The sequence below is a fragment of the uncultured Tenacibaculum sp. genome, assembly GCF_947494125.1.
Taxonomy (GTDB): domain Bacteria; phylum Bacteroidota; class Bacteroidia; order Flavobacteriales; family Flavobacteriaceae; genus Polaribacter.
In genome coordinates this window covers 544602-566429 of sequence record NZ_CANLTU010000002.1, presented here as the reverse complement: position 1 = coordinate 566429, position 21828 = coordinate 544602, and the positions used below count along the sequence as shown (strand labels likewise).

The following is a 21828-nucleotide window of genomic DNA, read 5'->3' as shown; positions in this document are numbered from 1 at the left end:
AGTGTAATGATTACTTACTTTTTATGCTTAAGATTTTCAATGATTTTAATATCAACCCAATAGATATCTGCTTTATTATTTCCGTAACTCCTATGAAAGAAAAAGTATTTACCATCAGGAGTTACACTTCCATAGGCTTCTGCGAATTCAGTGTTTATGGTATCACCTAAATTAATTGAGCGTCCCCAAGTTCCATCTTTCTGACAAAAAGAGATGTATAAGTCTGCATTTCCACTTCTTTGATCATCCCAAATCACATAAGATTCATCTGGGGCAATAAATGGATGCGCATTCCAATCTCCAATATCTTTAATATTTAACGTTTTTGGTTTTTCGTATTTTCCATTTATAAGTCTTGAATACCGAAGTGGACCAGTTTCACTTGCTTCATCGAAATAATAGGTACCATTAGCTGCAGCAGTTAGTCGCATAATACGAAAACTATCAAAAGGTTCTCCAAGGCTTTTCTTTTCAGACCAGCCAGTAGTTGTTCGCTCTCGATATTTTTTTCCCAGATGCATTGTTTTTCCATCAAGTGAAATAAATGGTTCTCCTGCTCTAGTTTCTATAAGTGATTCTGTCCATTTGTTGTCTTCATATTTAACAACAACCAACGCATTACTTTTATACTTCCCTCCTCTTCTACGTAAATAAAACTCCTTTAAATCTGGAGTAAATACACCAGCTGCCTGTCTAAATTCAGTTTTAATAATTTCAGGGGCGAATAATTCTGGAGTTAAACCTGGTGGTTTTTGTCCAAGATAAGTTTCTTGTTTTTTTGTAGTACAGGCACTTAAAAATATAACTAGTATAATAAAGCATGCTTTTTTCATTATTTATTATTTTTAAAATGAGCTTTTTTTAATTTATGGATTACTTCTGTGCTAACCCAGTAAAAATTTGACTCTCCTCCTTCTTCTTCATACCTACCAAAAAACAAAAACTTACCATCTGGAGTAATACTTGGGCATGTTTCTGAAAAATTAGAATTTACGTCACTGCCAAGGTTTATTGCATCTGACCAGGTTCCATCTTTCTCTTTAAAATAGACATAAATGTCACTTTTTCTTTCTTTATCTACTCTGTTTCTAGAATTTACCACTATATAATCTTGTGAAGGAGAAATAAAAGCATGAACACCTCCGATAGCAACCTTGTGTACTTCAGGAAATTTACCGTTTTTATTAGGTGCGTAATAGGTTCCTCTTTTTGATATATTGAAATAATAGAGATCTCCATTTTTTGCTTGATTCGGATAAAAAACAAAATCATCATTTATAGGTGAATCAACCGGTGTTGCTTTACTCCATGAATTCTTTAGACGATTTGCATACCAAGTTTTACTCGATTCTTTATGCTCAGGTAAAGTAAACTCATCATGAGCCGTAAAATAAATTTCATCACCTTTATGACTCACAAAAGGATGCATTTCCCCTGCTTTCTCACCTTTGGTGAAATTTGCTTTTTTAGGAGCTGTCCATTTATTGTCTTCTATTCTTGAAAAATAGATACTAGCATCCTCTTCTTTTTTATTAGCTGAAAAATAGACTTCATCTAATTTAGGAGAAAACGAAATTCCGTGTTCATACCTTCCATTTATTGAAATAACTCCAGGAGCAAAAATTTTTGGAATTAGCCCTGGTAGTTTCTCTCCAAAATAAGGGTTTTCTATAACTAGAGAATCACTGTCTTTTGAATCTTGTTTTTTTGTATTACAAGCAGTTAAAAATAGTGTAAATGCAAGTGTTAAAGTAAGATGTGTTTTTTTCATTATTTATTATTTTTAAAATATGCCCTTTTTAACTTACTAATAACCTCTGTACTTGCCCAATAAATGTTTGAGATAGCACCTTCTTCATTATACCTACCAAAAAACAAATATTTACCATCAGGAGTAATGCTTGGGCATGTTTCTGCAAAATTAGAATTTACGTCACTGCCAAGGTTTATAGCTTTTGACCATGTTCCATCTTTTTCTTTAAAATAGACATAGATATCACTTTTTCTTTCACTGTCTTCTCTGTTTCTAGCATTGACAACTATATAATCTTGAGAAGGTGAAATAAAAGCGTGAACTCCTCCGATTCCAACCTTATGTACTTCAGGAAATTTACCGTTTTTATTTGGTGCGTAATAGGTTCCTCGCTTCGAAATATTGAAATAATACAAATCTCCATTTTTGGCTTGATTCGGATAAAAAACGAAATCTTCATTTATAGGAGAAACAAGTTCTTTAGCATCACTCCAAGAATCACCAACACGGTTTACAACCCAGATTTTAACAGATTCTTTATGTTCAGGCAACGTAAATTCGTCATGGGCTGTAAAATAAATTTGATTACCTGTAGAGTTTACAAATGAATGCATTTCACCAACTTTTTTACCTTTTGTGAAATTTGCTTTTTTTGGTGTTGTCCATTTTTTACCTTCTAGTTTTGAAAAATAGATACTTGGATCTTCGTCTTTTTTACTCGCTGTAAAATAGATTTCATTCAGATCTGGAGAAAACGAAACAGAATGTTCATATCTTCCGTTTATTGAAAAAACTCCTGGAGCAAAAATTTCAGCAGTTACACCTAGTGGTGTTTGTCCAAGGTATGGGTTTAAATGGTTGTTTTTTAAGTTTAGTTTTTTAGTATTGCACGCATTTAAAATCAAGGCGAATACAAGTATTAAAGAGAAATACGTTTTTTTCATTATTTATTATTTTTAAAATATGCTGTTTTTAACTTGCTGATAACTTCTGTGCTCACCCAATAAAGATTCATTGTTTTGTCTTTAGAACGTCGGCTAAAAATTAAATATTTGCCATCTGGAGTGACATTTGGACTTCTTTCATCAAATGTTGAATTTACTGTTATGCCAAGGTTTATTGGTTTTGTCCATGAACTATCTTTCTTTTTAAAAGAAACATAAAGATCAGCTTTTTGATTTTTGTCTTCTCTGTTTCTAGCATCTACAATTAAATAATCTTGAGACGGTGAAATAAAAGGGTGACCTCCAAACTCAATTTCAGCTTCCTGAAACTTAGGGTATTTACCATTTATATTAGGAGCATAGTAGGTTCTAAATCTTTTAGATATATTGGTATAATATAGATCTCCGTTCTTCGCAAAAGTTGAAGTCATCACTTCATGCTCATTTAAAGGTGAATCAAGTTTTATTGCATCACTCCAACCATTGTTCAGGCGTTTTACATACCAAATGCTTGAGTCCATAAAATCAGTGTTATACGCAGTGAAATAGATATATTTTCCATCATAACTCACTTGTGGTTTCATTTCTCCCGCTTTTTTACCTTTTGTGAAATTTACTATTTTAGGTGCTGTCCATTTTTCACTTTTGAATTTTGAAAAATAAATCTCAGCGGGCATGCCAGTTTTTTTCTGAACTGCAAAATACATTTCATCTAAATCAGGAGAAAACGAAACCCCCATTTCATGTCTCCCAGCAATAGAAATAATATCAGGTGCAAAAATTTCAGGAACTAAACTAGGTAGCTTTTGTCCAAAATAAGGACTCTCTAAAGTTGGTAATCTATTGTCCTTTAATACCTGTGTATTAGATTTACAAGCACTTAGAAATAGTATGAATACAATTATTAGTTGTAAAAAATGATGATTTTTCATTGTCTATTATGTTTTTCTTATTGCTTTAATCTAAGATTATCAATGATTTTAGCATCGACCCAGTGAATTGACAAATTACTATTAAAGAAAAAATACTTTCCATCTGGGGAAACATATCCTCCTCTTTCTGCGTTGCTTGTATTAATTTTATCTCCCATATTAATGGCTTTGCTCCATAAACCGTTTTTTTGTTTAAAACTGATATATAAATCACTTTTTCCAACACCATCTTCTCTTTCACTATCAAAGATTAAATAGGATTCATCTGGAGCTATAAAGGGATGTGCTGTCCATTTACCCGAGTTGATATTCTTATTAAGCAATGTTGGTTCTTGACGTTTACCATTTTTAATTATTGATATACGAATCACATCATTATTCTTATAATCGTCAAAAACATAAGTTCCTAGTCTAGAAGATGACAATCGCATAATTCCCCAATCTTCTCGATCAAACATAGGCCCTAAACTTTTTACATCAGACCAACCGTTATCAGTTCGTTCCATATATTTATTTCCTAAATGCATTATCTTACCATCTGGTGCAAAAATGGGACGCCAAATTCTTGGTCCGACAAGAGATTCCTGCCACTTTTTATTGATGTATTTATATACCATCAATGTCCATTTTTTAGTATGTGTATTTCTTCTTGTAAAATAAAATTCTTTTAAGTCAGGAGATAAAAAAGCGCTAACATCACGATGAATTTTAGAAAACATGTTAGGAGCAAAAACCTTAGGAGTTAAGCCAGGTGGTTTTTGTCCTAAATATGAAGCCTCAATATTTGATGAAGTCTTTGCTTTTTTGTTATTAGTATTACATGCATTTGCAATAATTACCAAAACAAGACATAAAAATATATGTTTAATGTTATTCATTGTTGATATTTGTCATAAATGAGTAAAACTATAGATTTATGTATTTCTAAATTTTAATTTAGGATAAACCAATAATTATAATGACGAAATCATTTCATCATCGATATAAAGCATTTATGTAAAATTTATATAATTTATAATTATTGATAGTATCTTTATACTTCTTTAATAAATTAATATGTTTAAAAAATCTTTAAGGCATACCATTCTCCTTAATATTGGGGCTTTTATTTTAGTAGCCATACTAGAAACTTTAAGCATGTGGATATCTAAAGATAAATTTGATAGCACTTATTCGTTTATGAAGTGGAACCTTAGCTATGCAATTTATATAATGGGTGTTATCTGGGTAAATCATTTTATTTTAATTCCTTTTGTTTTAGATAAAAAGAGGTATTTTTTGTTTGGGTTATTATTGATTGGAACTATATTTCTAGCAGCAACAATAGGAGGCTATGAATTTGGAAAAGATTATAAATATACTTTTAAAATGTTTTTCTTTTTGTTTTATACTACAGGAACCGGGATGGCTGCATTTTTTTTAAGAAGAAATAGAATCATCCAAAAAGAAAATATTGAAAAAGAGCAATTACAAAAAGAGATTGAACTTAAATATTTAAAAGAACAAGTAAACCCACATTTCTTATTTAACTCATTAAATAGCATTTATGCCCTATCTAGGCAGCAATCACCAGAAACTCCCGATCTTGTTATGCAACTTTCTGAATTAATGAGATATCAGTTAGAAAGCTCTAAAAAAGATGCTGTTTTATTAAAAGAAGAGCTTGAATTTATAGAAAATTATTTATTGCTTGAAGAGAAAAGATTGAGTAACAGATGTACAATTGATTTTTTAATTAACGGAGATTTGAAGAGCTTAAAAATTGCTCCAATGCTACTCATTCCATTTGTTGAAAATGCTATAAAGCATGGCGCACGAAGCACTAATGAACAGAGTACAATTGATATTTCTGTAGCTATAAAAAACGCTAGCCTTAATTTAATAGTAGATAATTCAAAACCTTCTAGAATTTCTGTATCAGAAAGAAAAGGATTGGGTCTTGATAATGTGAAAAGACGTTTAAATTTATTGTATCCAAATGCTCATTCAATAGAGATTGATGAAAAGACAAATAGATTTCACGTAAGCTTATCTATTGACTTAACACAACAATATAAAAATAATAATTCATGATTAAAATTGGTATTGTAGATGATGAATTACTTGCACGTAAAGTGTTAGAAGAATATTGTTCTAAAATTAACAACTTCGAATTGGTAATAAGTACGGGGAATCCTCTCGAGTTTGTCAATTTTATGCAACAACATAAAGTTGATCTAATTTTTCTTGATATCGAAATGCCAGAGCTTAATGGTATGGAAGTCTTACGTTCAATGTTAAATCCACCAAAAGTTATTTTAACGACTGCGTATTCTGAATATGCGTTAGAAAGTTATAATTATGGTGTTATAGATTATTTATTAAAACCCATAAAAATTGAACGCTTTTTAAAGGCTATAAACAAAGTTTCTACGACAATAGTAACGCAACCTAATGCTAGTAATGAAAGTAAAGAGCTTCAAATAAAGTATGATGGAATGCCTGTAAATATTCCATTTTCTTCAATTTTATATATTCAGAGTTTTGGTAATTATTTAAAAATATTTACAGATTCAAGAATGTATCTTATTTCTGAAACACTTATTAATATTACGACGTTATTATCTGAGAATTTCCAACGCACACATAAATCTTATATTTCTAATCTAGAAAGAGTTACAAAAGCAACCAGAACTTATTTATTAATTGAAAATAATAAAGTTCCGGTAAGTGCTATGTATAAAGTTATTGTACTAAAAAAGTTAGAAGTTTTTGCAAAATCATAAAATAGTTAATTCTCTTTTTTCAATTATTTGTTGTTATAATCCCAGTACAAATATCAAAATGTAATATATTTTTCTTTAGCTTAATCATATAAACGACAATGTAAACTTTTGGAGTTAAAACATCCACAGAAAGATATCTATTAATTTATATTAACGACATCGTATTCATGGCACAATGAGCTATAATAACAGGCCATAAATTCCTATCAAATTTCACATAGGCAATTCCCATAATAATTCCAACAAGAGCAACAGATATAGACCGTTCTGAAATATCATAAGAATGTCTAAAACCCCAAATACATGCTTGAATAATAATAGCTAAAGTGGTTTTAAATGGTATATTTTTAAAAAGCCTTTCTAACCAAGTTATTAAAAAAGCACGCTCTAAAAGCTCTTCTAAAGCTGATTGTATCCATATAAAAATAATGATTGAAAATACATACCCATAATCTCCACTACTAAGTGACTTTCCTCTAATTGTTCCTTTTGCTGCTTCACTACTTTCTTTAATAACAGAAAACGAATCTTGAATAATATTAACTGTAAGAAATATGGCAATTATTAATACAAATAATATACCTGCTCTTAGAAATGTTTTTTTTATATTTTTTGGTTTCTCTAATCCTATAGATTTCCATGTTACTCCTCTCCTTCTCATTTGCCAAGTAGCTACTATTAAAGTGGTTCCTGAGTATAAAAATCCTGTTACCAAATAATGAGAATTAGGTATATACGTTTCTCTAATTAAAAACATTATAGCTATGTAAAGAACCAAATCAAAAAAATAACTTATTTGATTATTTTGTTTTAGAATACTATTCATGCTTTACTTTTTATAAGATTTTATGTGATTGCTGTTTTTTCTTAAATCTTTCTAAAGTTGAATTAAAAGAATTTAACGACCTATGCGAATGTTTTTTTGCCACCTCAACAGCCTTTTTATAATTTTCTAATGCTAAATCGTATTGTTTATTTTTTTCATAAGCTTCACCCAAACTATCATAAACATTAGCATCTTCAGAAAATAAATGCACATTCATTTTAAATAACTTTATAGCAAATACAATTTCTTTTTCCTTCATAAACTCATAAGCAATCGTATTTAACCTCTGTGGATGACCAAGTGAATATTTATTCTTTTTAATATAACTTATTACATCGTTAAAAGTATTAAGAGTTTTAATTTTAGCTTTGTTTTTGTATATAAAAAAGCGTAATCTTTCTTTTGGTAATGGGTACTCTTTATTGTATAAAATTCCTTCAATATAATGCACTATATTTCTAGAAATCATATCGTAATTAGAAAGTGCAATAATGGTATATTTATCGTTTAAATATCTTGAGAAGTATGATGAAAACCCTGGCATCCCACCACTATGTCCTACAACCTTGTTATTTTGTCTGTCTTCAACCTGAAATGTTAAACCATAAGTAACTTTTAAAGCGGTAAACATTTTTTTCTTTGAAGCTTCATTTATTAGTGTCGAACCATAAAGAGCTTGATCAAACTTTAGCATATCGCCAACAGTAGACAATATTCCTCCATCAGGATAAGGTGAACTGCTATTAAAACTATTATTATGATACTTTCCTGATATAGATTTCATATACCCTAGAGCTCTGTTTTCTACAACCTCATCACCAAATTTCATAGCTGTATCATACATTTTAGTTGGCTCAAGTATATTCTTACTTATATAATTTGAATAGGATTGTTTTGTTATTTTTTCAATAATTGCACCTAATATGATCATTCCTGAATTTGAATATGAAAATTTTTCTCCAGGTGTTTTAAATTGTAGTTTTTGCTGATAAATTATTGGCAATAAATCATCAATCTCTTTATATCTATGTCTATCCGACCTATAATTAAGGTCTCTCATATAGCTGCCTACTCCCGAAGTATGCGATAATAAATGATATATAGTAATCTTATTACCTAAAGGAAAGTCTTTAAGATGTGTAATCACAGGATCATTAATATTCAACCTCCCACGTTCTTCTAATTGCATTATTGATACTCCTGTAAACATTTTTCCCATAGAAGCAATATTAAACTTTGTATCTAATGTATTCTTAACCTTATAGCTTTTATTTGCTTCTCCAAAAGCTTTTTGGTATAAAACTTCACCGTCTTTTGCTAATAATACTGTTCCTGAAAATTGATCCAGATCGACATGCTTTTGCATTACTTTTTCAATTTTTTCATTTAGTGTTTGCGCCTTAACATATATGGTTAAAATGCATAGGATACCAAAAATAATTTTAGTTTTTTGAAGTGTTCTCATCAATAATATGTTTTAAGTAATTAAGTTTCTTAATACATCAAAATTGACAAATTGTTGAGGCCTATTAAAATGAAATATACATTCAATAGTTTTTTATAGATGTTTTACTGTATTTTCTCTATTTTGAAAAATTAGAATCAATGAATTTTTGAAAACCTTCTTTATATTTTTCTGAAACAGGGATGTACTTATCGCCAAAAACAATACGATTACGCTCTATAGTTGTTATTTTTTTTAAATTAACTAAAAATGAACGATGTACACGCATAAAATGTTTTTTAGATAATTCTTCTTCTAAAGATTTCATGCTCTTTAAAGTGAGATATGGTTTCTCTGAGTTAACAGTATAAAATTTTAAATAATCTTTCAATCCCTCAACATAAATTAGATCTTTTAAATCGATTTTAATCAATTTATAATCCGATTTTATAAATATATAATCATCTATTGGAACTATCTTAGAAATGCTGTTACCTAAGTGTTGTTTTGCTTTATTAGCTGCCGAGAAAAACTCTGAATAACTTATTGGTTTCACTAAATAATCAATAGCATTTACTTTATAACTTTCTAGAGCAAACTCTTCAAATGCTGTGGTAAAAATGACTTTAGTTTTTTGATTCATAATCATTTTAGAAAATTCCATCCCAGATAGGTTTGGCATTTGTATATCTGTAAAAATCAAATCGACAGTTGTTGTTTCTAAAATTTCAATTGCAGCAATGGCACTATTACATTTTGCTATTAATTTTAAAAAAGGTATCGATTTTATATAGCCCTCTAATAAATCTAGGGCTAAAGGCTCATCATCAATCAAAATACAAGATAGTATCATTCTTTAAAATTAAGTGTTAATGTTGCTATATATTGGTTGTTCTTTTCTGTCGTATTTAATTTAAATTTATCTGGGTAAACTAACTCAAGTCTCTTTTTTAAGTTTTCTAAACCTATTCCTGAATCGGTAACTTTTTCTTTTTCTGGAAATGATGAGTTAATTACCGAATAATTTATAGTAGAACTTTCTATGCTTAGCTTAATATTTATAAAACTAGATTGTACAGCATCTATACCATGCTTAAATGCATTTTCAACAAATGAAATTAATAAAAGTGGTGCTATCTGTATTGGTTGGTTAATTATAGGAAAACTTTTTTTTAAAGTTAAGTTAGATGAGACTCTCAATTGCATTAAATTAATATATCGTTCTAAAAACTCAACTTCTTTAACTAATGGTACCTTATTGTTAGAAGCATCATGTAATAGATAACGCATCATCTTACTCATGGTATGTATTGATTCTTTAGCTATTTCTGGCGAAATATCAATCAATGCATAAATATTATTTAAGGTATTAAATAAAAAATGCGGTTGTACTTGATATTTTAAATATTTAATTTCTGCGTTTAATTGGGTTTGTTTTACTTGTTGTAATTGCAATTGATTTTTATTAAACCTTGCATTAATTTTTAAACTAACACACATTCCAATACTTAATATTATAGGCAAAATTAATTGAACAGTAGTCATAGCTCCGCTTCTAATTTGCCTAATGATTTTACCATCAACAGTTGGGTGAAATAAATTTAATTTTAATGAATAACTTAACAATAGATATTGCATTATTATCAATAAAATATTTAGAATATAAAACTGTGGTTTTCTATTTTTAAAGAAAAACAGGTCTACTAAAACAAAATAATTAATATAAAATACAAGAAGAATACAAGTTAATGATAACCAGTTCCTATAAATAAGATAGTCTACATTTAATGAAGCTATAGGATACATAAATAAAAGTAGCCATATCAAAATATGAAATATACTTTTTAAATACCTTCTTTGCATAAAATTAATTATAATAAAAAACTAAGGTAAAATAATCTCCCTTGTTTATTATAACTATATAGACGTTCTTTTATTTTTTATAGACATTTAAATGAATTTAATCTATAAGCTTATGTTTTCTTATTACTTAGTTTAAAAGATTCATTTTAGACTAAAATCATATTATAAAAAATACTTAAAGTAGATTTTCTTTATAATATGATTTAATCTAGTTTAAAGTTTAATTACTATTTAATATTCAAAACTTCTTTTAATACAATCTCAAAACTAGGTTTTGAAGGTCTTGGTAAATTAACATTAACTATTTTACCTTCTGAGTCTATAACCATGTATCTAGGAATACTTCTAATATTGTATGCTTGCATAAAATTTTTACTATTTAAACAGTGTAGTTGCATAATAGTCTTAGACATTTCTCTCGCATTTGCTTTCCAAGTATTTATATCTCTTTTATAATCTACTGATAGTGATACAAACTGGATAGAATCACTAGTATACTTTAATGCATATTTTTCAAAATAAGGTGTGTCTTTTTTACAAGGAGTACACCAAGTAGCCCAAACATCAATTACGGTATATTTCCCTTTTAAATCTTCTAATTTTACTTTCTCACCTTCTAATGTATTTGCAATGAATTTAGGTGCAGTCTGCCCTTTAATCAATTGCTTTATTATTATAGCTTTTTTATTTATTTTTCTTTTTAAATTATCATTAGTAAATGATGTTGAATACTTAATTAGTAACGAATCAATTTCGTCTTTTATTGAAGATTCCTGAATACTCTTTTCTAATTGCCAATACATTAGTTTATCTTTAAAACTACTTTTTTCTAAAGACGATATTGCTAATAATGCTTTTGTATTTTGATCTAAATTACTCTTATTAGTATTTACTAATTGATTTAATACATATTTTAAATACACGCTATTATTTAATAACGATACATTATATAATAAGGGTTCTTCTAGATGTTGTAAGCTTTTAGGTAGTATAATTTTTATTTTAGGGTTATTAACCTTAGCTATCTTTTTAAAATCATCTAAATACTTTTTGTATTTTATTGTTTTTAACTGCTGCTGTAATTTAAAAAAGTCTTCTCTTATATTATAATTATCTATAGTTTTATACTTTTTTATATTCTGTATTTCTTTCTTCCAATACTCTTCAAGTTTAGCTATAAAAAGTTGTGGTGTTTTATGATAAATTGAATCATTCATAAATAAAGAAATCATAAAGTTAAACTCTCCTCTACTACTTCTTGCACTTATAACTTTATTTTCTACTAATCGATTACCTTCTATTTTAGATTTCCAGTAACCTTTTTTTACATTTATTACAACTTGGACACTATCTTGCGCTCCAAAAAAAGCTTTTGTTTTATACTTATCATCAAAATTTAACTCATAAGTACTTAGTGGTAAACTATCTTTTAAAACTATTCTAAACTTATCTCTATTTATCGGTATGATAGTTAAAGTATCCTTTATAAATGGATCTACGATATATACATTTTTCACATCTATATCTCCAACTATTTTTCCTCTTACAACGGTGTTATTATGTTTTAAAAATTGTTTTGGTTTTTGTAACCAAAAAAATATACTTCCAAATACGACAAGAATACTTATAGTTTGTAGTATCATCTTATTTCCTACTGAAAAAAGATTTAATAAACTTTTATTTTTAAACCATTGATAACCTACATATAAAAAGATAATGCTACCTACTAAGCTTATATAATCTGTATATGTTAATATATTTCCAATATCACTTCCTTTTGGATATTTAAAAATTATTGAAATTGGTCCGTACGGATACCAACTAAAAAACAATCCCGATTCATTAAAAAAAGTATTTAACGAAAAGCCTATGATTCCTATAAAAATTGGCCAAAGAAAATTAGATATTAATACAGAAATTGTATACTGTAATGCTGAAAGAAATAAGCTTCCTATAAAAAGCCTAGAAATTAATTGAATTATAAATTCAGATGGAAATTCCAAAACTCCCATTTCTGGAATAATATTTATAGCTACTAAAATGTAAATAAAAATTAGACTCATAAAAACAAAGCTTACTATTGCTATGAAATTGCTAAAAAGTACTATCGAAAATTTAGAAAAATAGTTTGCATATTTCTTAACTGGTAAACTTTCCATTAACTGCCACCCATTAACCTTATGATCTAATTGAGTTATTCTACTAGTTATAAGAATAATTAAGAAAGGAAGCATGTAGTATGTATACAATTCTAATCCATTTTCAATAAAATTAATGTGCAAATTATGTGCTTTTCGAGGTACATACCTTGTACTTCCGTTCAATCTAGAAATAAAAAGGATTAGCGGAGAGAGAATTCCTATAATGAAACTTAAAGTATAAATACCTGTATTTCTTTTTTTTATGTGTTCTGCAATTAATGCAGTTTTTAAGTTATATAAAATATTTTTCATCTTATTTTGAGAGTTTTAAGAATAAATCTTCCAGGCCTTCTACAGTTTTCATTTCTAAAATTTCAGCTTCACTTGTTAAAAGAAACAATAGGATTTCTTTAATTTCTTCCTTATTTTCAGTTTCAAAACGTATGGTATTCTCTTCTAAAGAAAGCTTCTTGTATTTTACATTTAATTGCTCAAACCAAGGTGTAGTCTCTTTAAGAGTTATTGCTATTTTTTGTTTATTCGTTTTCGATTTGGCCTTTAATTCTTCAATAGTTCCATCAAACACTAACCTTCCTTTATTAAGTATGCCTATGTGTGTACAAATTCTTTCAATTTCATCTAATAGATGACTCGAAATAAAAATAGTAATCCCTAATTTTTTATTGAGTTGCATTAATAAATTTCGAATGTCTATTACTCCTTGAGGATCTAATCCATTTATAGGTTCATCTAATAGTAACAGTTGAGGTTTACCTAATAATGCAAAAGCTATTGCTAAGCGCTGCTTCATTCCTAAAGAGTATTCTTTAACTTTCTGCTTAGAATTTTCAGCTAAGCCAACCAATTCTAAAACGTTAGTAATTTCTTCTTCTATAACACCTTTCATTTTAGCCATATATGCCAAATTATCGTGCCCGCTTAAATGCAAATACAATGAAGGTGATTCTATTAATGTTCCAACCTTTTTAAAAATAATAGGTAATTGTTTTTCTAGTGATTTATTAAAAAGAGAAATAGTTTCTTTATTAGAAGTTGGTAAACTTCCTGTAAGTAGTTGCATAGTTGTTGACTTACCTGCTCCATTTGCTCCTAAAAAACCATAAATAGCCCCTTTTGGAACTTTCATAGACACGTTCTCTAATATTTTATTAGATTTTTTTGAATATGAAAAACTAAGGTTATTCATTTCTATTACATTCATATGCTTCATCTTTAATAATTCTTATTATTAAAAACAAAAGTGTCTTATTTAATATATCTAAAAAAAAAAAATCGACAAACATAAGTTTACTATCGATTTCTTATAATAGATTATAGACATAAAACATATCTTTTACGCTACTTTTACATTGTAGCAACATATACACAAACAATGAATCTACAATCCTTTACTAAAGAAAAAAAAGATGATAACTATTACTTTGTAAAAGTTATATTTCATACCCTCTACTTTGCAATTTTCATATTTGTTATTATAAACTCTTATCACCTTACTTTAAAAAGTATATTTCATAAAAGTATTCTTACTAGAGACCCTTTTGAAGCTACAGTTATCACATTGCTTACCTATTTATTTTATTATTTAGTTTTTCGTAGCGATAAACTCTTAATAGACAAAATTAAATGGGCTATTACAGCTGTAGTTATTTTAGCTCTTATATCTTATAACAAGGAAAAATATTTACTTTTTAATGTACTAGAGCAACTAGTTTTGTATATAGGTTTAAGTTGTATACTTTTTTCTTTTTTATGGACAATTGATAACCTATATATTATTTTTAATAATCGCTTTTGGGTGAGTACAAAGATTTTACAGGAGGCTGAACGAAAATTATTAAAACAACAGTTGAATCCACACTTTTTATTTAATGCATTTAATATGCTGTATAGTATGTCTTTAAATAATAATCCTAAAACACCCGATACAATTTTAAAATTATCAGGAATGATGCGCTATTTAACCGATAACTCAGTAAATAATAGCGTAAAATTGACTCAAGAATTAAAGTTTATTCAAGAATATATCTCTATAGAAAAAAACCGTTTTGGAGAACAAGCAAATATTACTTTTGAAGTAAATGAATACTTTGAATATTTACTAATAGAACCTTTATTATTAATTACACTTGTAGAAAACGCATTTAAACATGGCTTTTATACAAATGACACTAATGCTTTTGTAAGGATTAATGCAGAAATAAATAATAATAACTTACGTTTTACTGTTGAAAATAGCATTCAAGAAAAACAACATTTTCAAAAAACAAGAGAAGGAAAAGGGTTATATAACTTAAAAAAGAGGTTAAAATTATCATACCCAAAAACCTCTCAATTAAATTTAATAAAAACAAGTAATATGTTTTTAGCAGAACTTAAAATAACATTGATATAATATGCTTGTGTATAAAGTAATAATAATTGATGATGAACCTTTCGCTATAGATGTTATAAAGCATTATTTAGAACGTTTTCATAATTATAGTATTTTGCAAACTTTTACTGATCCTGAAATAGCCTTGAACTATTTAAATACAAATACTGTTGATTTAATTTTCTCGGATATTGCAATGCCCAAAATTTCTGGTATGGAACTAATTACTTTATGTAAAAAATATAAAACTAAATTTATATTAACTACATCTTTTAGCGAATATGCAGTAGAAAGTTTTAATTTAGATGTAATTGATTATTTATTAAAACCTATCTCTTTTTCTCGTTTTAATAAATCTATTGAACGTTTTGAAATGAATGTGTCTCAAAAACATACCACAATTTCTTCCTCTAAGAAAACTTCTTTTTTTATAAAAGAAGGAGATGAGTTTATTAAAGTAAACATAGAGGATATTGATTACATAGAAGGAATGAAAGATTATGCTAAAATTGTTACTGGCAATAATTTTTATATGGCTTTAAAAACATTAAAATCTATAGAAGAATTACTAGAACAGAAACAGTTTCTTCGAGTACACAAATCTTTTATTATTCCGTTAGAAAAAATATCTCAATACAATAAAAGATATGTTTTAATAAATAAACATCAAATCCCTATAGGAAATAGCTATAGAAACGCATTAAAGGTTTATATGGAAACTCATAAATTATAGTAATACTATTTTATAAAAAGAGTTTATCTATCTTACGTGAAGTAAATATTTCATTAAAAAAGGCTTGTAAAACACAAGCTTTTTTTAATGAAATATAGTATGTGATACTTATTATATTTTTTGAACTTTAACTGCATTCATACCTTTTAATCCTTTTTCAAGTTCAAAAGATACTTTATCGTTTTCGGCTATTTCATCAATTAAACCGCTAACATGTGTGAAGTATTTTTCTTGATTTGCTGAATCTACAATAAATCCAAATCCTTTTGAAGAATCAAAAAACGATACACTTCCTTTTCGTACTGTATCTTGTTCTTCTTCTTCTATATCTTCCCTTTTAGGAATACCGATTACTATACTTTCAGCATCCACTTTTAATTTCATAGAAGGATCTGGTGGAGTATCAGTTAAATTACCATTATGATCAACATAAACAAACTGAATACCTTGTCCTGGGATTTTTTCAGCCTTTTTAGCTTCCTTTTTTTTCCTTTTTTCTTCACGCTTCTTTAAACGTTTTTTCTCTTTTTCATTTTTATTAAAGGTTTGCTGTGATTTTGCCATTCGTTAGTTTTAAAATAATATTATAATTGGTAGTAAATAGAAAAAAATCATACAATTATATAAATGAATTTCATAAAAATAAATGAAGATTTATTTAAGCTTTTTACTAAAGTTATTAGAATTGTAAATACAAGTTTTCTTTTTTAATTGTTAAGAATATACTGTAAATATTTTAACTTCCAAAATTAATTAATATAAATTAAACTCACTAATTTATAAAACAATATCTGACTTATAAATTTTGTTGAATCAATTAACTTCATAATTGGGTGATTACTTCATCTTTTATGTTTTTTTTGACTCTATCAATATTATAAATAAATCAACATATTATAATCAAATTTTAACTTTTTATAAGTTCCAATTTTAAAAACTAAGAAAAACAAATTATTCTCTAAACAATAACAATTCAAATGGGAAAAATTTAAAACATTCAAAATAACTAATTAAAGAAAGAAGTATAAAAAAGCATCCTAAAAATGGATGCTTTTTACTTACTGCCCTATACAATGTCCCCACATTCTATAAATACGGAGGCAAATATACTCTCCTATTTAATTTTGTATAGGGGAAAACCCCCTCTTTGATATAAGTTATAATCCTGAAAAATAAAAAGCTCTTCTCACATTGTTTTTTAATAATATTTTATATGTAAAAATGGTCTAAAAAACTATATTCGCGGCATGTGGATGTATTTAGGTTTATTGGCCTCACTTTTTTTAGGATTACATAATTTATGTAAAAAACATGCAGTGCAAGGAAATGAAGTTTTTCCTGTACTTTTAGGTACAATTTCTTCTGGTTTTATATTCCTTTTACCATTTTTTATTGGTTCTCTTTATTTTCCAGAGTATATCAAACAATTAGGTTTTTATATTACAAGTATTCCTTGGTCAACTCATGGTTTTATTTTTATAAAATCAATGATAATGGCTGCTTCTTGGGTATTGGCATACCAAGCTTTAAAACATTTACCAATTACTATAGTTACACCAATACGTTCTGCTGGCCCTTTTTTTACTTTTATTGGTGCTATTATAATTTATAAGGAAAGCCCTAATGCCTTACAATGGATAGGTTTTTTTCTTATAATTTTATCTGTAATACTATATTCTAAAATAGGAAAAAAAGAAGGTATCAACTTTAAAAAGAATAAATGGATATTTGCTATTATTGGAGCTACTTTTTTAGGAGCTTCAAGTGGTTTATATGATAAATTTTTAATTCAGAATTTAACATTAAACCCACAAACTTTACAGTTTTGGTTTTGTTGGTATACCATACTTATTTTAGTACTCATTTTGTCTATAACTTGGTTTCCATATGTTGAAAAGCGGAGAAACTTTAAATGGAGATGGACTATTATTGCTGTAGGTGTTTTATTACAAACTGCCGACTATTTTTATTTTAAAGCTTTACAAGACCCCGATGCTTTAATTATGCTATTGTCAGCTATAAAACGTAGTCAGATACTTATTGCTGTGGTTGTTGGTGGACTTGTTTTTAAAGAAAAAAATAAGCGAAAAAAGTTAGTTCCTTTATTAGGTATTATGATTGGTGTATTTTTAATTTTATATTCATAAAATATTTTTAGAGAAATTCTCTTAGTCTATAACTCTAACATAAACAGCTACAATATTTCAATGAAAAACCGAAAATTATATATCATTTAATTTTCGATTTTTCATTCTAGGCTTTAATCTTTTAATTTGGATTCCGCTTTTTTAAGATTTTCTTTATAATCATTTAACGATCTATGTGCTACTTTTTCACCTAATTCAACAGCTTTTTTGTAGCATTCTATAGCTTTTTTATAATTTCCAAACGTTAGATACGCTTCTCCTAAACTATCCCAAGTATTTGAAGAGTATGGATATTTTATAGTGTTTTCTTTAAAAAATTCAATTGCGTAGTGTGGGTTATCTGAATATAAAAAATCATAACCAAAATCATTAAGTGTACTTTCGTTTGGATTATAGGAATCAAAAAATACTGTTTTTAAACTGTCAGCTACTCTAAGTTTCCCTGCTTCTAAATGAATTTTCATAACTCCTCGCATAGTACTATTTGACGGATTAACTTTATAACCACTATATCTAGATAGCCTATTAAAATAATCTTGTAAAGCAGTCATTCCTCCAGCTTCTTCAAACTTAGAATATGAACTTCTATTTGGATACCCTTTTAATTTATATATATCTTTTAAATTATTGGCACGCAAATATATTTGATGCAAAATTTCTTCAGCTTTTAAATTACTTCTATTGGCTAAATAAACAATAGTAGTTTCATCATCATATAAAGCTATAAAAGCACTATTACCTGCTAATGCTCCTCCATGTCCATATAATCTTACATTAATATTCTTCTCTATAATATCATCCCAATTCCTTACCAAACCGTAACAATGTCCATGTTTATTAGGTGTTAGCATAATTTCTGTTAATTCTGAAGATAATAATTTATGTGTTTTTAAAGCTTTACTCCAAGTAAATAAATCCTTTACTGTTGAATGCATCCCTCCTGCTGAATAAGCTGTTGATTGATCTCTAAAAGGTGCTTCAGTAATTTTGCCACCGTGTTCTGAAGTCCACCAATCCAATCCGTATACCTCTCGATAACTATACCCTTTAGCTAACTCATTTTCAATATATTCATTACTCTCAAAACCAGTATTTTTTAATCCTAATGGCTTTATAATTTTTTCATTCAATAGATTCTTATAAGATTTCCCTGATACTTCTTCTAAAATTGCACCTAAAATATCGTAACCTAAACTACTATAGTAATAAGCTTTTCCAGGTGTTCTTACTAAATTAGTTTTACCTATCAATTTAACTAATTCTTTTGGTGTATAATATGTATTTCCAAAATCTTTCAAACTTACACCTATAGCTGGTAAGCCTCCATAATGTGGTAGCCCTGAAGTGTGAGATAGTAATTGATGAATTGTTATAGTGCCTGCTTTTTCTTTTGGAAGATACGGTAAATATTTGCCTATAGTATCTTTCAAGTTTATTGCTTTTTCAGCCACCATTTGCATAATAAGCATAGCAGTAAACTGTTTAGTTATTGAACCAATGCCAAATTTTGTGTTAATTGTATTTGGAGTTTCAGTTATTCTATTGGATTTTCCATAAGCCTTTTCGAAAATAATATTTCCTTTTTTAGCTACTAATACAGTACCACTAAATGGACTTCTAATTTCTATTTTAATTCCAGGGTTAACATAGCTTTCCATTAAATCATCAATGGTTTTTGGTGTTGGTTTAAAAACAATATACATTCCTCCAACTATCAATAATGATATAATAACTAAACCGATTCTTAAGATACTTTTCTTCATTTTACGTATTTCCATTCTTTTTAAATTGAATAGTAAAACTAAAATGATGACAGCTATTACCCTGTGTCTATTATATAGCTTTCTTATAGCTTTTATATGTCACTTCAATATATACACTTATAAAACCAGCTGTTAAAATAAATTTGGAATAAAAGAAAGTATATTCTCATCCTTATTATTAAGCTTTGAAGCTGTTTTAACAATTATAAAAATATTGAATAGTACAGCTAACAGATAAAAAATCATAATTATAAAAAGTCCATCACCAGCTTGCCCTATTATAAGATTAGATAAAAAAAGTGTAATCCCCATTCCAATAATAACAAGAAAACTCCACAATAATTGAAAGCTTAAAATTTTTCCAGCCAAATAGTTTTTAGATTTTATTTCTGTACTTTTTTTCCAAAAAATAAATGGAATTATTAGATTAATAAATGGTATAAATACAAGAAGTAACGAAACTAAATTTAACTTTTTTATTGGTAAAAAAACAACTTCTGTAGTTTCGCTTTGAGTAGAAGCATCAATAAGTCTTGAAATATCTATTTCTAAAGTTTCTGCTAAAATCTTTATCGTAAAAGCACGAGGTTTAACAGTTCCTTTTTCTATACGCTGAATAGTACTTAAAGATACATTTGCTTTTTCAGCTAAAGCTTCTTGCGAAAGCCCATTCTTTTTACGGAAATTACTAAGTTTATTTGCTAAATTAGAATTCTCATTCTGCATAATCACATTTATCTTGATTCTTATTGAATTTAAGATGCAATATATAATAATTCATAATTACACATTTTATTTTCTACATTATAAAAAAGAAAATAGTTATAAAAAAGAAAAGAAGCTGTCCCCCCGGAATACTTCTTTTCTAAATTGTAAATTAAAAAGGTTAAAAATGTATCTAAAACTTTTAATTATACTGTAAATATACTTTTAGAAGTCGTTTAATATCCTAAAATTAGACGAAGAGAAATAATCTTTAGATGAAAAGCTTGTTTTTACAAGTCAAGTGAAAATAGAGTATGTTATTCTATACTTATATCTACCATTGGTCCTAATTTCTCCCCTCCTAGTAGGTGCATGTGCAAATGGAAAACAGATTGTCCGGCATCTTCATTCATATTCATTGTTAAACGATATCCCGTTTCTGCAATACCTTTCTTTTTTGCAATTTTTTTAGCTACTAAAAACAGTTTACCTAATAGCATCGCATCTTTTTCTGTAATATCATTAATTGTAGGTATTTCTTTTTTAGGAACAATTAATACATGCACCTTAGCTTGTAATCTTAAAGGAAGAAAAGCAATAATATCTTTATCTTCATATAAAATTGTTGCTGGAAGCTTTCTATTTATAATTTTAGCAAATACCGACCCTTCCTTTATTTTCTTTTCCTTTTTATCTTGATAAGCTTTAGACTGGCTAAGTCCAACTAGAATTTGAAACAAAAAAATTAGTAAAAAAAAGTGCTTTTTATTCATGATTATGTGTGTTAAAGATGTAAACGAAGGTACTTAAAAAAGACAAACGAGCTATACATTCACTCATCAGCTTTTTGGAATTCTTATATTATTTTCTAAATAATTTCTAATTATTATTTTACATTAGAGGCCCTATAAATTCAATAGACATTTGAGGGTTATAAAAATAAATTGACAGTTATAAAATAAATGAAAATAGATACAATTAATAAAAACGAATATCAAGAAGTTGTAAATGTTTGGGAGTCTTCAGTTAGAGCAACACATGACTTTTTAAAAGAAGAAGATATTCAATATTTTAAGCCTCTAATACTAAATACCTACTTAGATGCTGTTGAATTAAGGTGTATAAGGAATAACCAGAAAGAAATAATAGGTTTTCTTGGAGTTGCTGAACAGAGTTTAGAAATGTTATTCATACATCCTGAATATAGAGGGAGGAAAATTGGTAAAACATTATTAGAGTATTCAATTCATAATTTAAATGTTACTAAAGTTGATGTAAATGAACAGAACGAACAAGCTGTTGGATTTTACAAACATTACAAATTTGAAATAATAGGACGTTCTGAATTAGATGCTACTGGAAAACCATATCCAACGTTGCATATGGAATTAAAAAAATAAAATTAGCTTAGTAAAAAAAC

Annotated in this window: 21 protein-coding genes; 6 read left to right on the top strand and 15 right to left on the bottom strand. The window is 27.6% G+C overall.

Annotated elements, in window-relative coordinates:
- Positions 1-14 precede the first annotated feature (14 nt).
- From Q0881_RS06140 to Q0881_RS06120, 5 genes are read right to left on the bottom strand one after another with little or no spacing between them, the layout of a single operon-like run.
- Positions 15-833: a hypothetical protein gene (locus Q0881_RS06140; protein ID WP_299157766.1), complete on the bottom strand. Its 819-nt coding sequence runs from the start codon at positions 831-833 to the stop codon at positions 15-17.
- On the bottom strand, positions 833-1771 hold the full coding sequence (locus Q0881_RS06135; protein WP_299157764.1) for a hypothetical protein: 939 nt from the start codon (positions 1769-1771) through the stop codon (positions 833-835). Before Q0881_RS06135 ends, Q0881_RS06140 begins: the two co-directional genes overlap by 1 nt.
- The gene (locus Q0881_RS06130; RefSeq protein WP_299157763.1) at positions 1771-2697 is read right to left on the bottom strand and encodes a hypothetical protein; all 927 of its coding nucleotides are present in this window, start codon (positions 2695-2697) and stop codon (positions 1771-1773) included. The genes Q0881_RS06135 and Q0881_RS06130 overlap by 1 nt, the downstream gene beginning before the upstream one ends.
- Positions 2697-3629: a hypothetical protein gene (locus Q0881_RS06125; protein ID WP_299157762.1), complete on the bottom strand. Its 933-nt coding sequence runs from the start codon at positions 3627-3629 to the stop codon at positions 2697-2699. The genes Q0881_RS06130 and Q0881_RS06125 overlap by 1 nt, the downstream gene beginning before the upstream one ends.
- A 17-nt stretch (positions 3630-3646) precedes the next feature.
- The gene (locus Q0881_RS06120; RefSeq protein WP_299157760.1) at positions 3647-4507 is read right to left on the bottom strand and encodes a hypothetical protein; all 861 of its coding nucleotides are present in this window, start codon (positions 4505-4507) and stop codon (positions 3647-3649) included.
- A 178-nt stretch (positions 4508-4685) separates the two neighbouring features.
- On the opposite strand from Q0881_RS06120, the gene Q0881_RS06115 reads away from it, so the two are divergent.
- Complete coding sequence (locus tag Q0881_RS06115; RefSeq protein WP_299157759.1) at positions 4686-5702, top strand: histidine kinase; 1017 nt, start codon at positions 4686-4688, stop codon at positions 5700-5702.
- Positions 5699-6394: a response regulator gene (locus Q0881_RS06110; protein WP_299157758.1), complete on the top strand. Its 696-nt coding sequence runs from the start codon at positions 5699-5701 to the stop codon at positions 6392-6394. The genes Q0881_RS06115 and Q0881_RS06110 overlap by 4 nt, the downstream gene beginning before the upstream one ends.
- Positions 6395-6539: 145 nt before the next feature.
- On the opposite strand, the gene Q0881_RS06105 is transcribed toward Q0881_RS06110, so the two are convergent.
- From Q0881_RS06105 to Q0881_RS06080, 6 genes are all read right to left on the bottom strand, one after another.
- Positions 6540-7220 (bottom strand): CPBP family intramembrane glutamic endopeptidase, encoded by a 681-nt coding sequence (locus Q0881_RS06105; RefSeq protein ID WP_299157757.1) that lies wholly within the window; start codon positions 7218-7220, stop codon positions 6540-6542.
- Positions 7221-7230: 10 nt separating this feature from the next.
- Positions 7231-8685 carry a serine hydrolase gene (locus Q0881_RS06100; RefSeq protein WP_299157755.1) on the bottom strand — a complete coding sequence of 485 codons (1455 nt, stop codon included), beginning with the start codon at positions 8683-8685 and terminating at the stop codon, positions 7231-7233.
- Between the two features lie 118 nt (positions 8686-8803).
- A complete protein-coding gene (locus Q0881_RS06095; protein ID WP_299157753.1) occupies positions 8804-9517 on the bottom strand; it encodes a LytTR family DNA-binding domain-containing protein in 714 nt (237 codons plus the stop codon).
- Positions 9514-10302, bottom strand: coding sequence for a histidine kinase (locus Q0881_RS06090; protein ID WP_299157751.1), 789 nt, complete (start codon positions 10300-10302; stop codon positions 9514-9516). Before Q0881_RS06090 ends, Q0881_RS06095 begins: the two co-directional genes overlap by 4 nt.
- Before the next feature lie 452 nt (positions 10303-10754).
- On the bottom strand, positions 10755-12980 hold the full coding sequence (locus tag Q0881_RS06085) for a redoxin family protein (protein WP_299157749.1): 2226 nt from the start codon (positions 12978-12980) through the stop codon (positions 10755-10757).
- Between the two features lies 1 nt (position 12981).
- Entirely contained in the window at positions 12982-13890 is a 909-nt protein-coding gene (locus Q0881_RS06080) for an ATP-binding cassette domain-containing protein (RefSeq protein ID WP_299157747.1), read from the bottom strand.
- A 171-nt stretch (positions 13891-14061) separates the two neighbouring features.
- Between Q0881_RS06080 and Q0881_RS06075 the strand changes: the two genes are divergently transcribed.
- Both Q0881_RS06075 and Q0881_RS06070 read left to right on the top strand, forming a co-directional pair.
- Positions 14062-15081 carry a histidine kinase gene (locus tag Q0881_RS06075; protein ID WP_299157745.1) on the top strand — a complete coding sequence of 340 codons (1020 nt, stop codon included), beginning with the start codon at positions 14062-14064 and terminating at the stop codon, positions 15079-15081.
- A 1-nt stretch (position 15082) separates the two neighbouring features.
- Positions 15083-15793: a LytTR family DNA-binding domain-containing protein gene (locus tag Q0881_RS06070; RefSeq protein ID WP_299157743.1), complete on the top strand. Its 711-nt coding sequence runs from the start codon at positions 15083-15085 to the stop codon at positions 15791-15793.
- Between the two features lie 111 nt (positions 15794-15904).
- Here the strand turns inward: Q0881_RS06070 and Q0881_RS06065 are convergent, their stop codons facing one another.
- Positions 15905-16357: a cold-shock protein gene (locus Q0881_RS06065; RefSeq protein ID WP_299157741.1), complete on the bottom strand. Its 453-nt coding sequence runs from the start codon at positions 16355-16357 to the stop codon at positions 15905-15907.
- A 683-nt stretch (positions 16358-17040) separates the two neighbouring features.
- On the opposite strand from Q0881_RS06065, the gene Q0881_RS06060 reads away from it, so the two are divergent.
- Positions 17041-17940 carry a DMT family transporter gene (locus Q0881_RS06060; protein ID WP_299157739.1) on the top strand — a complete coding sequence of 300 codons (900 nt, stop codon included), beginning with the start codon at positions 17041-17043 and terminating at the stop codon, positions 17938-17940.
- A gap of 113 nt (positions 17941-18053) precedes the next feature.
- On the opposite strand, the gene Q0881_RS06055 is transcribed toward Q0881_RS06060, so the two are convergent.
- From Q0881_RS06055 to Q0881_RS06045, 3 genes are all read right to left on the bottom strand, one after another.
- On the bottom strand, positions 18054-19718 hold the full coding sequence (locus tag Q0881_RS06055; protein WP_299157738.1) for a serine hydrolase: 1665 nt from the start codon (positions 19716-19718) through the stop codon (positions 18054-18056).
- 117 nt (positions 19719-19835) lie between these two features.
- The gene (locus Q0881_RS06050; RefSeq protein WP_299157737.1) at positions 19836-20429 is read right to left on the bottom strand and encodes a helix-turn-helix domain-containing protein; all 594 of its coding nucleotides are present in this window, start codon (positions 20427-20429) and stop codon (positions 19836-19838) included.
- A 296-nt stretch (positions 20430-20725) separates the two neighbouring features.
- Entirely contained in the window at positions 20726-21181 is a 456-nt protein-coding gene (locus tag Q0881_RS06045) for an HIT domain-containing protein (protein WP_299157736.1), read from the bottom strand.
- A 189-nt stretch (positions 21182-21370) separates the two neighbouring features.
- On the opposite strand from Q0881_RS06045, the gene Q0881_RS06040 reads away from it, so the two are divergent.
- A complete protein-coding gene (locus Q0881_RS06040) occupies positions 21371-21808 on the top strand; it encodes a GNAT family N-acetyltransferase (RefSeq protein ID WP_299157735.1) in 438 nt (145 codons plus the stop codon).
- Positions 21809-21828 lie beyond the last annotated feature (20 nt).

Coding starts and splice junctions, on each gene's coding strand:
- Q0881_RS06140 (WP_299157766.1), bottom strand. CDS start 833: ATGAAAAAAGCATGCTTTATTATACTAGTTATATTTTTAAGTGCCTGT.
- Q0881_RS06135 (WP_299157764.1), bottom strand. CDS start 1,771: ATGAAAAAAACACATCTTACTTTAACACTTGCATTTACACTATTTTTA.
- Q0881_RS06130 (WP_299157763.1), bottom strand. CDS start 2,697: ATGAAAAAAACGTATTTCTCTTTAATACTTGTATTCGCCTTGATTTTA.
- Q0881_RS06125 (WP_299157762.1), bottom strand. CDS start 3,629: ATGAAAAATCATCATTTTTTACAACTAATAATTGTATTCATACTATTT.
- Q0881_RS06120 (WP_299157760.1), bottom strand. CDS start 4,507: ATGAATAACATTAAACATATATTTTTATGTCTTGTTTTGGTAATTATT.
- Q0881_RS06115 (WP_299157759.1), top strand. CDS start 4,686: ATGTTTAAAAAATCTTTAAGGCATACCATTCTCCTTAATATTGGGGCT.
- Q0881_RS06110 (WP_299157758.1), top strand. CDS start 5,699: ATGATTAAAATTGGTATTGTAGATGATGAATTACTTGCACGTAAAGTG.
- Q0881_RS06105 (WP_299157757.1), bottom strand. CDS start 7,220: ATGAATAGTATTCTAAAACAAAATAATCAAATAAGTTATTTTTTTGAT.
- Q0881_RS06100 (WP_299157755.1), bottom strand. CDS start 8,685: ATGAGAACACTTCAAAAAACTAAAATTATTTTTGGTATCCTATGCATT.
- Q0881_RS06095 (WP_299157753.1), bottom strand. CDS start 9,517: ATGATACTATCTTGTATTTTGATTGATGATGAGCCTTTAGCCCTAGAT.
- Q0881_RS06090 (WP_299157751.1), bottom strand. CDS start 10,302: ATGCAATATCTATTGTTAAGTTATTCATTAAAATTAAATTTATTTCAC.
- Q0881_RS06085 (WP_299157749.1), bottom strand. CDS start 12,980: ATGAAAAATATTTTATATAACTTAAAAACTGCATTAATTGCAGAACAC.
- Q0881_RS06080 (WP_299157747.1), bottom strand. CDS start 13,890: ATGAATGTAATAGAAATGAATAACCTTAGTTTTTCATATTCAAAAAAA.
- Q0881_RS06075 (WP_299157745.1), top strand. CDS start 14,062: ATGAATCTACAATCCTTTACTAAAGAAAAAAAAGATGATAACTATTAC.
- Q0881_RS06070 (WP_299157743.1), top strand. CDS start 15,083: ATGCTTGTGTATAAAGTAATAATAATTGATGATGAACCTTTCGCTATA.
- Q0881_RS06065 (WP_299157741.1), bottom strand. CDS start 16,357: ATGGCAAAATCACAGCAAACCTTTAATAAAAATGAAAAAGAGAAAAAA.
- Q0881_RS06060 (WP_299157739.1), top strand. CDS start 17,041: ATGTGGATGTATTTAGGTTTATTGGCCTCACTTTTTTTAGGATTACAT.
- Q0881_RS06055 (WP_299157738.1), bottom strand. CDS start 19,718: ATGGAAATACGTAAAATGAAGAAAAGTATCTTAAGAATCGGTTTAGTT.
- Q0881_RS06050 (WP_299157737.1), bottom strand. CDS start 20,429: ATGCAGAATGAGAATTCTAATTTAGCAAATAAACTTAGTAATTTCCGT.
- Q0881_RS06045 (WP_299157736.1), bottom strand. CDS start 21,181: ATGAATAAAAAGCACTTTTTTTTACTAATTTTTTTGTTTCAAATTCTA.
- Q0881_RS06040 (WP_299157735.1), top strand. CDS start 21,371: ATGAAAATAGATACAATTAATAAAAACGAATATCAAGAAGTTGTAAAT.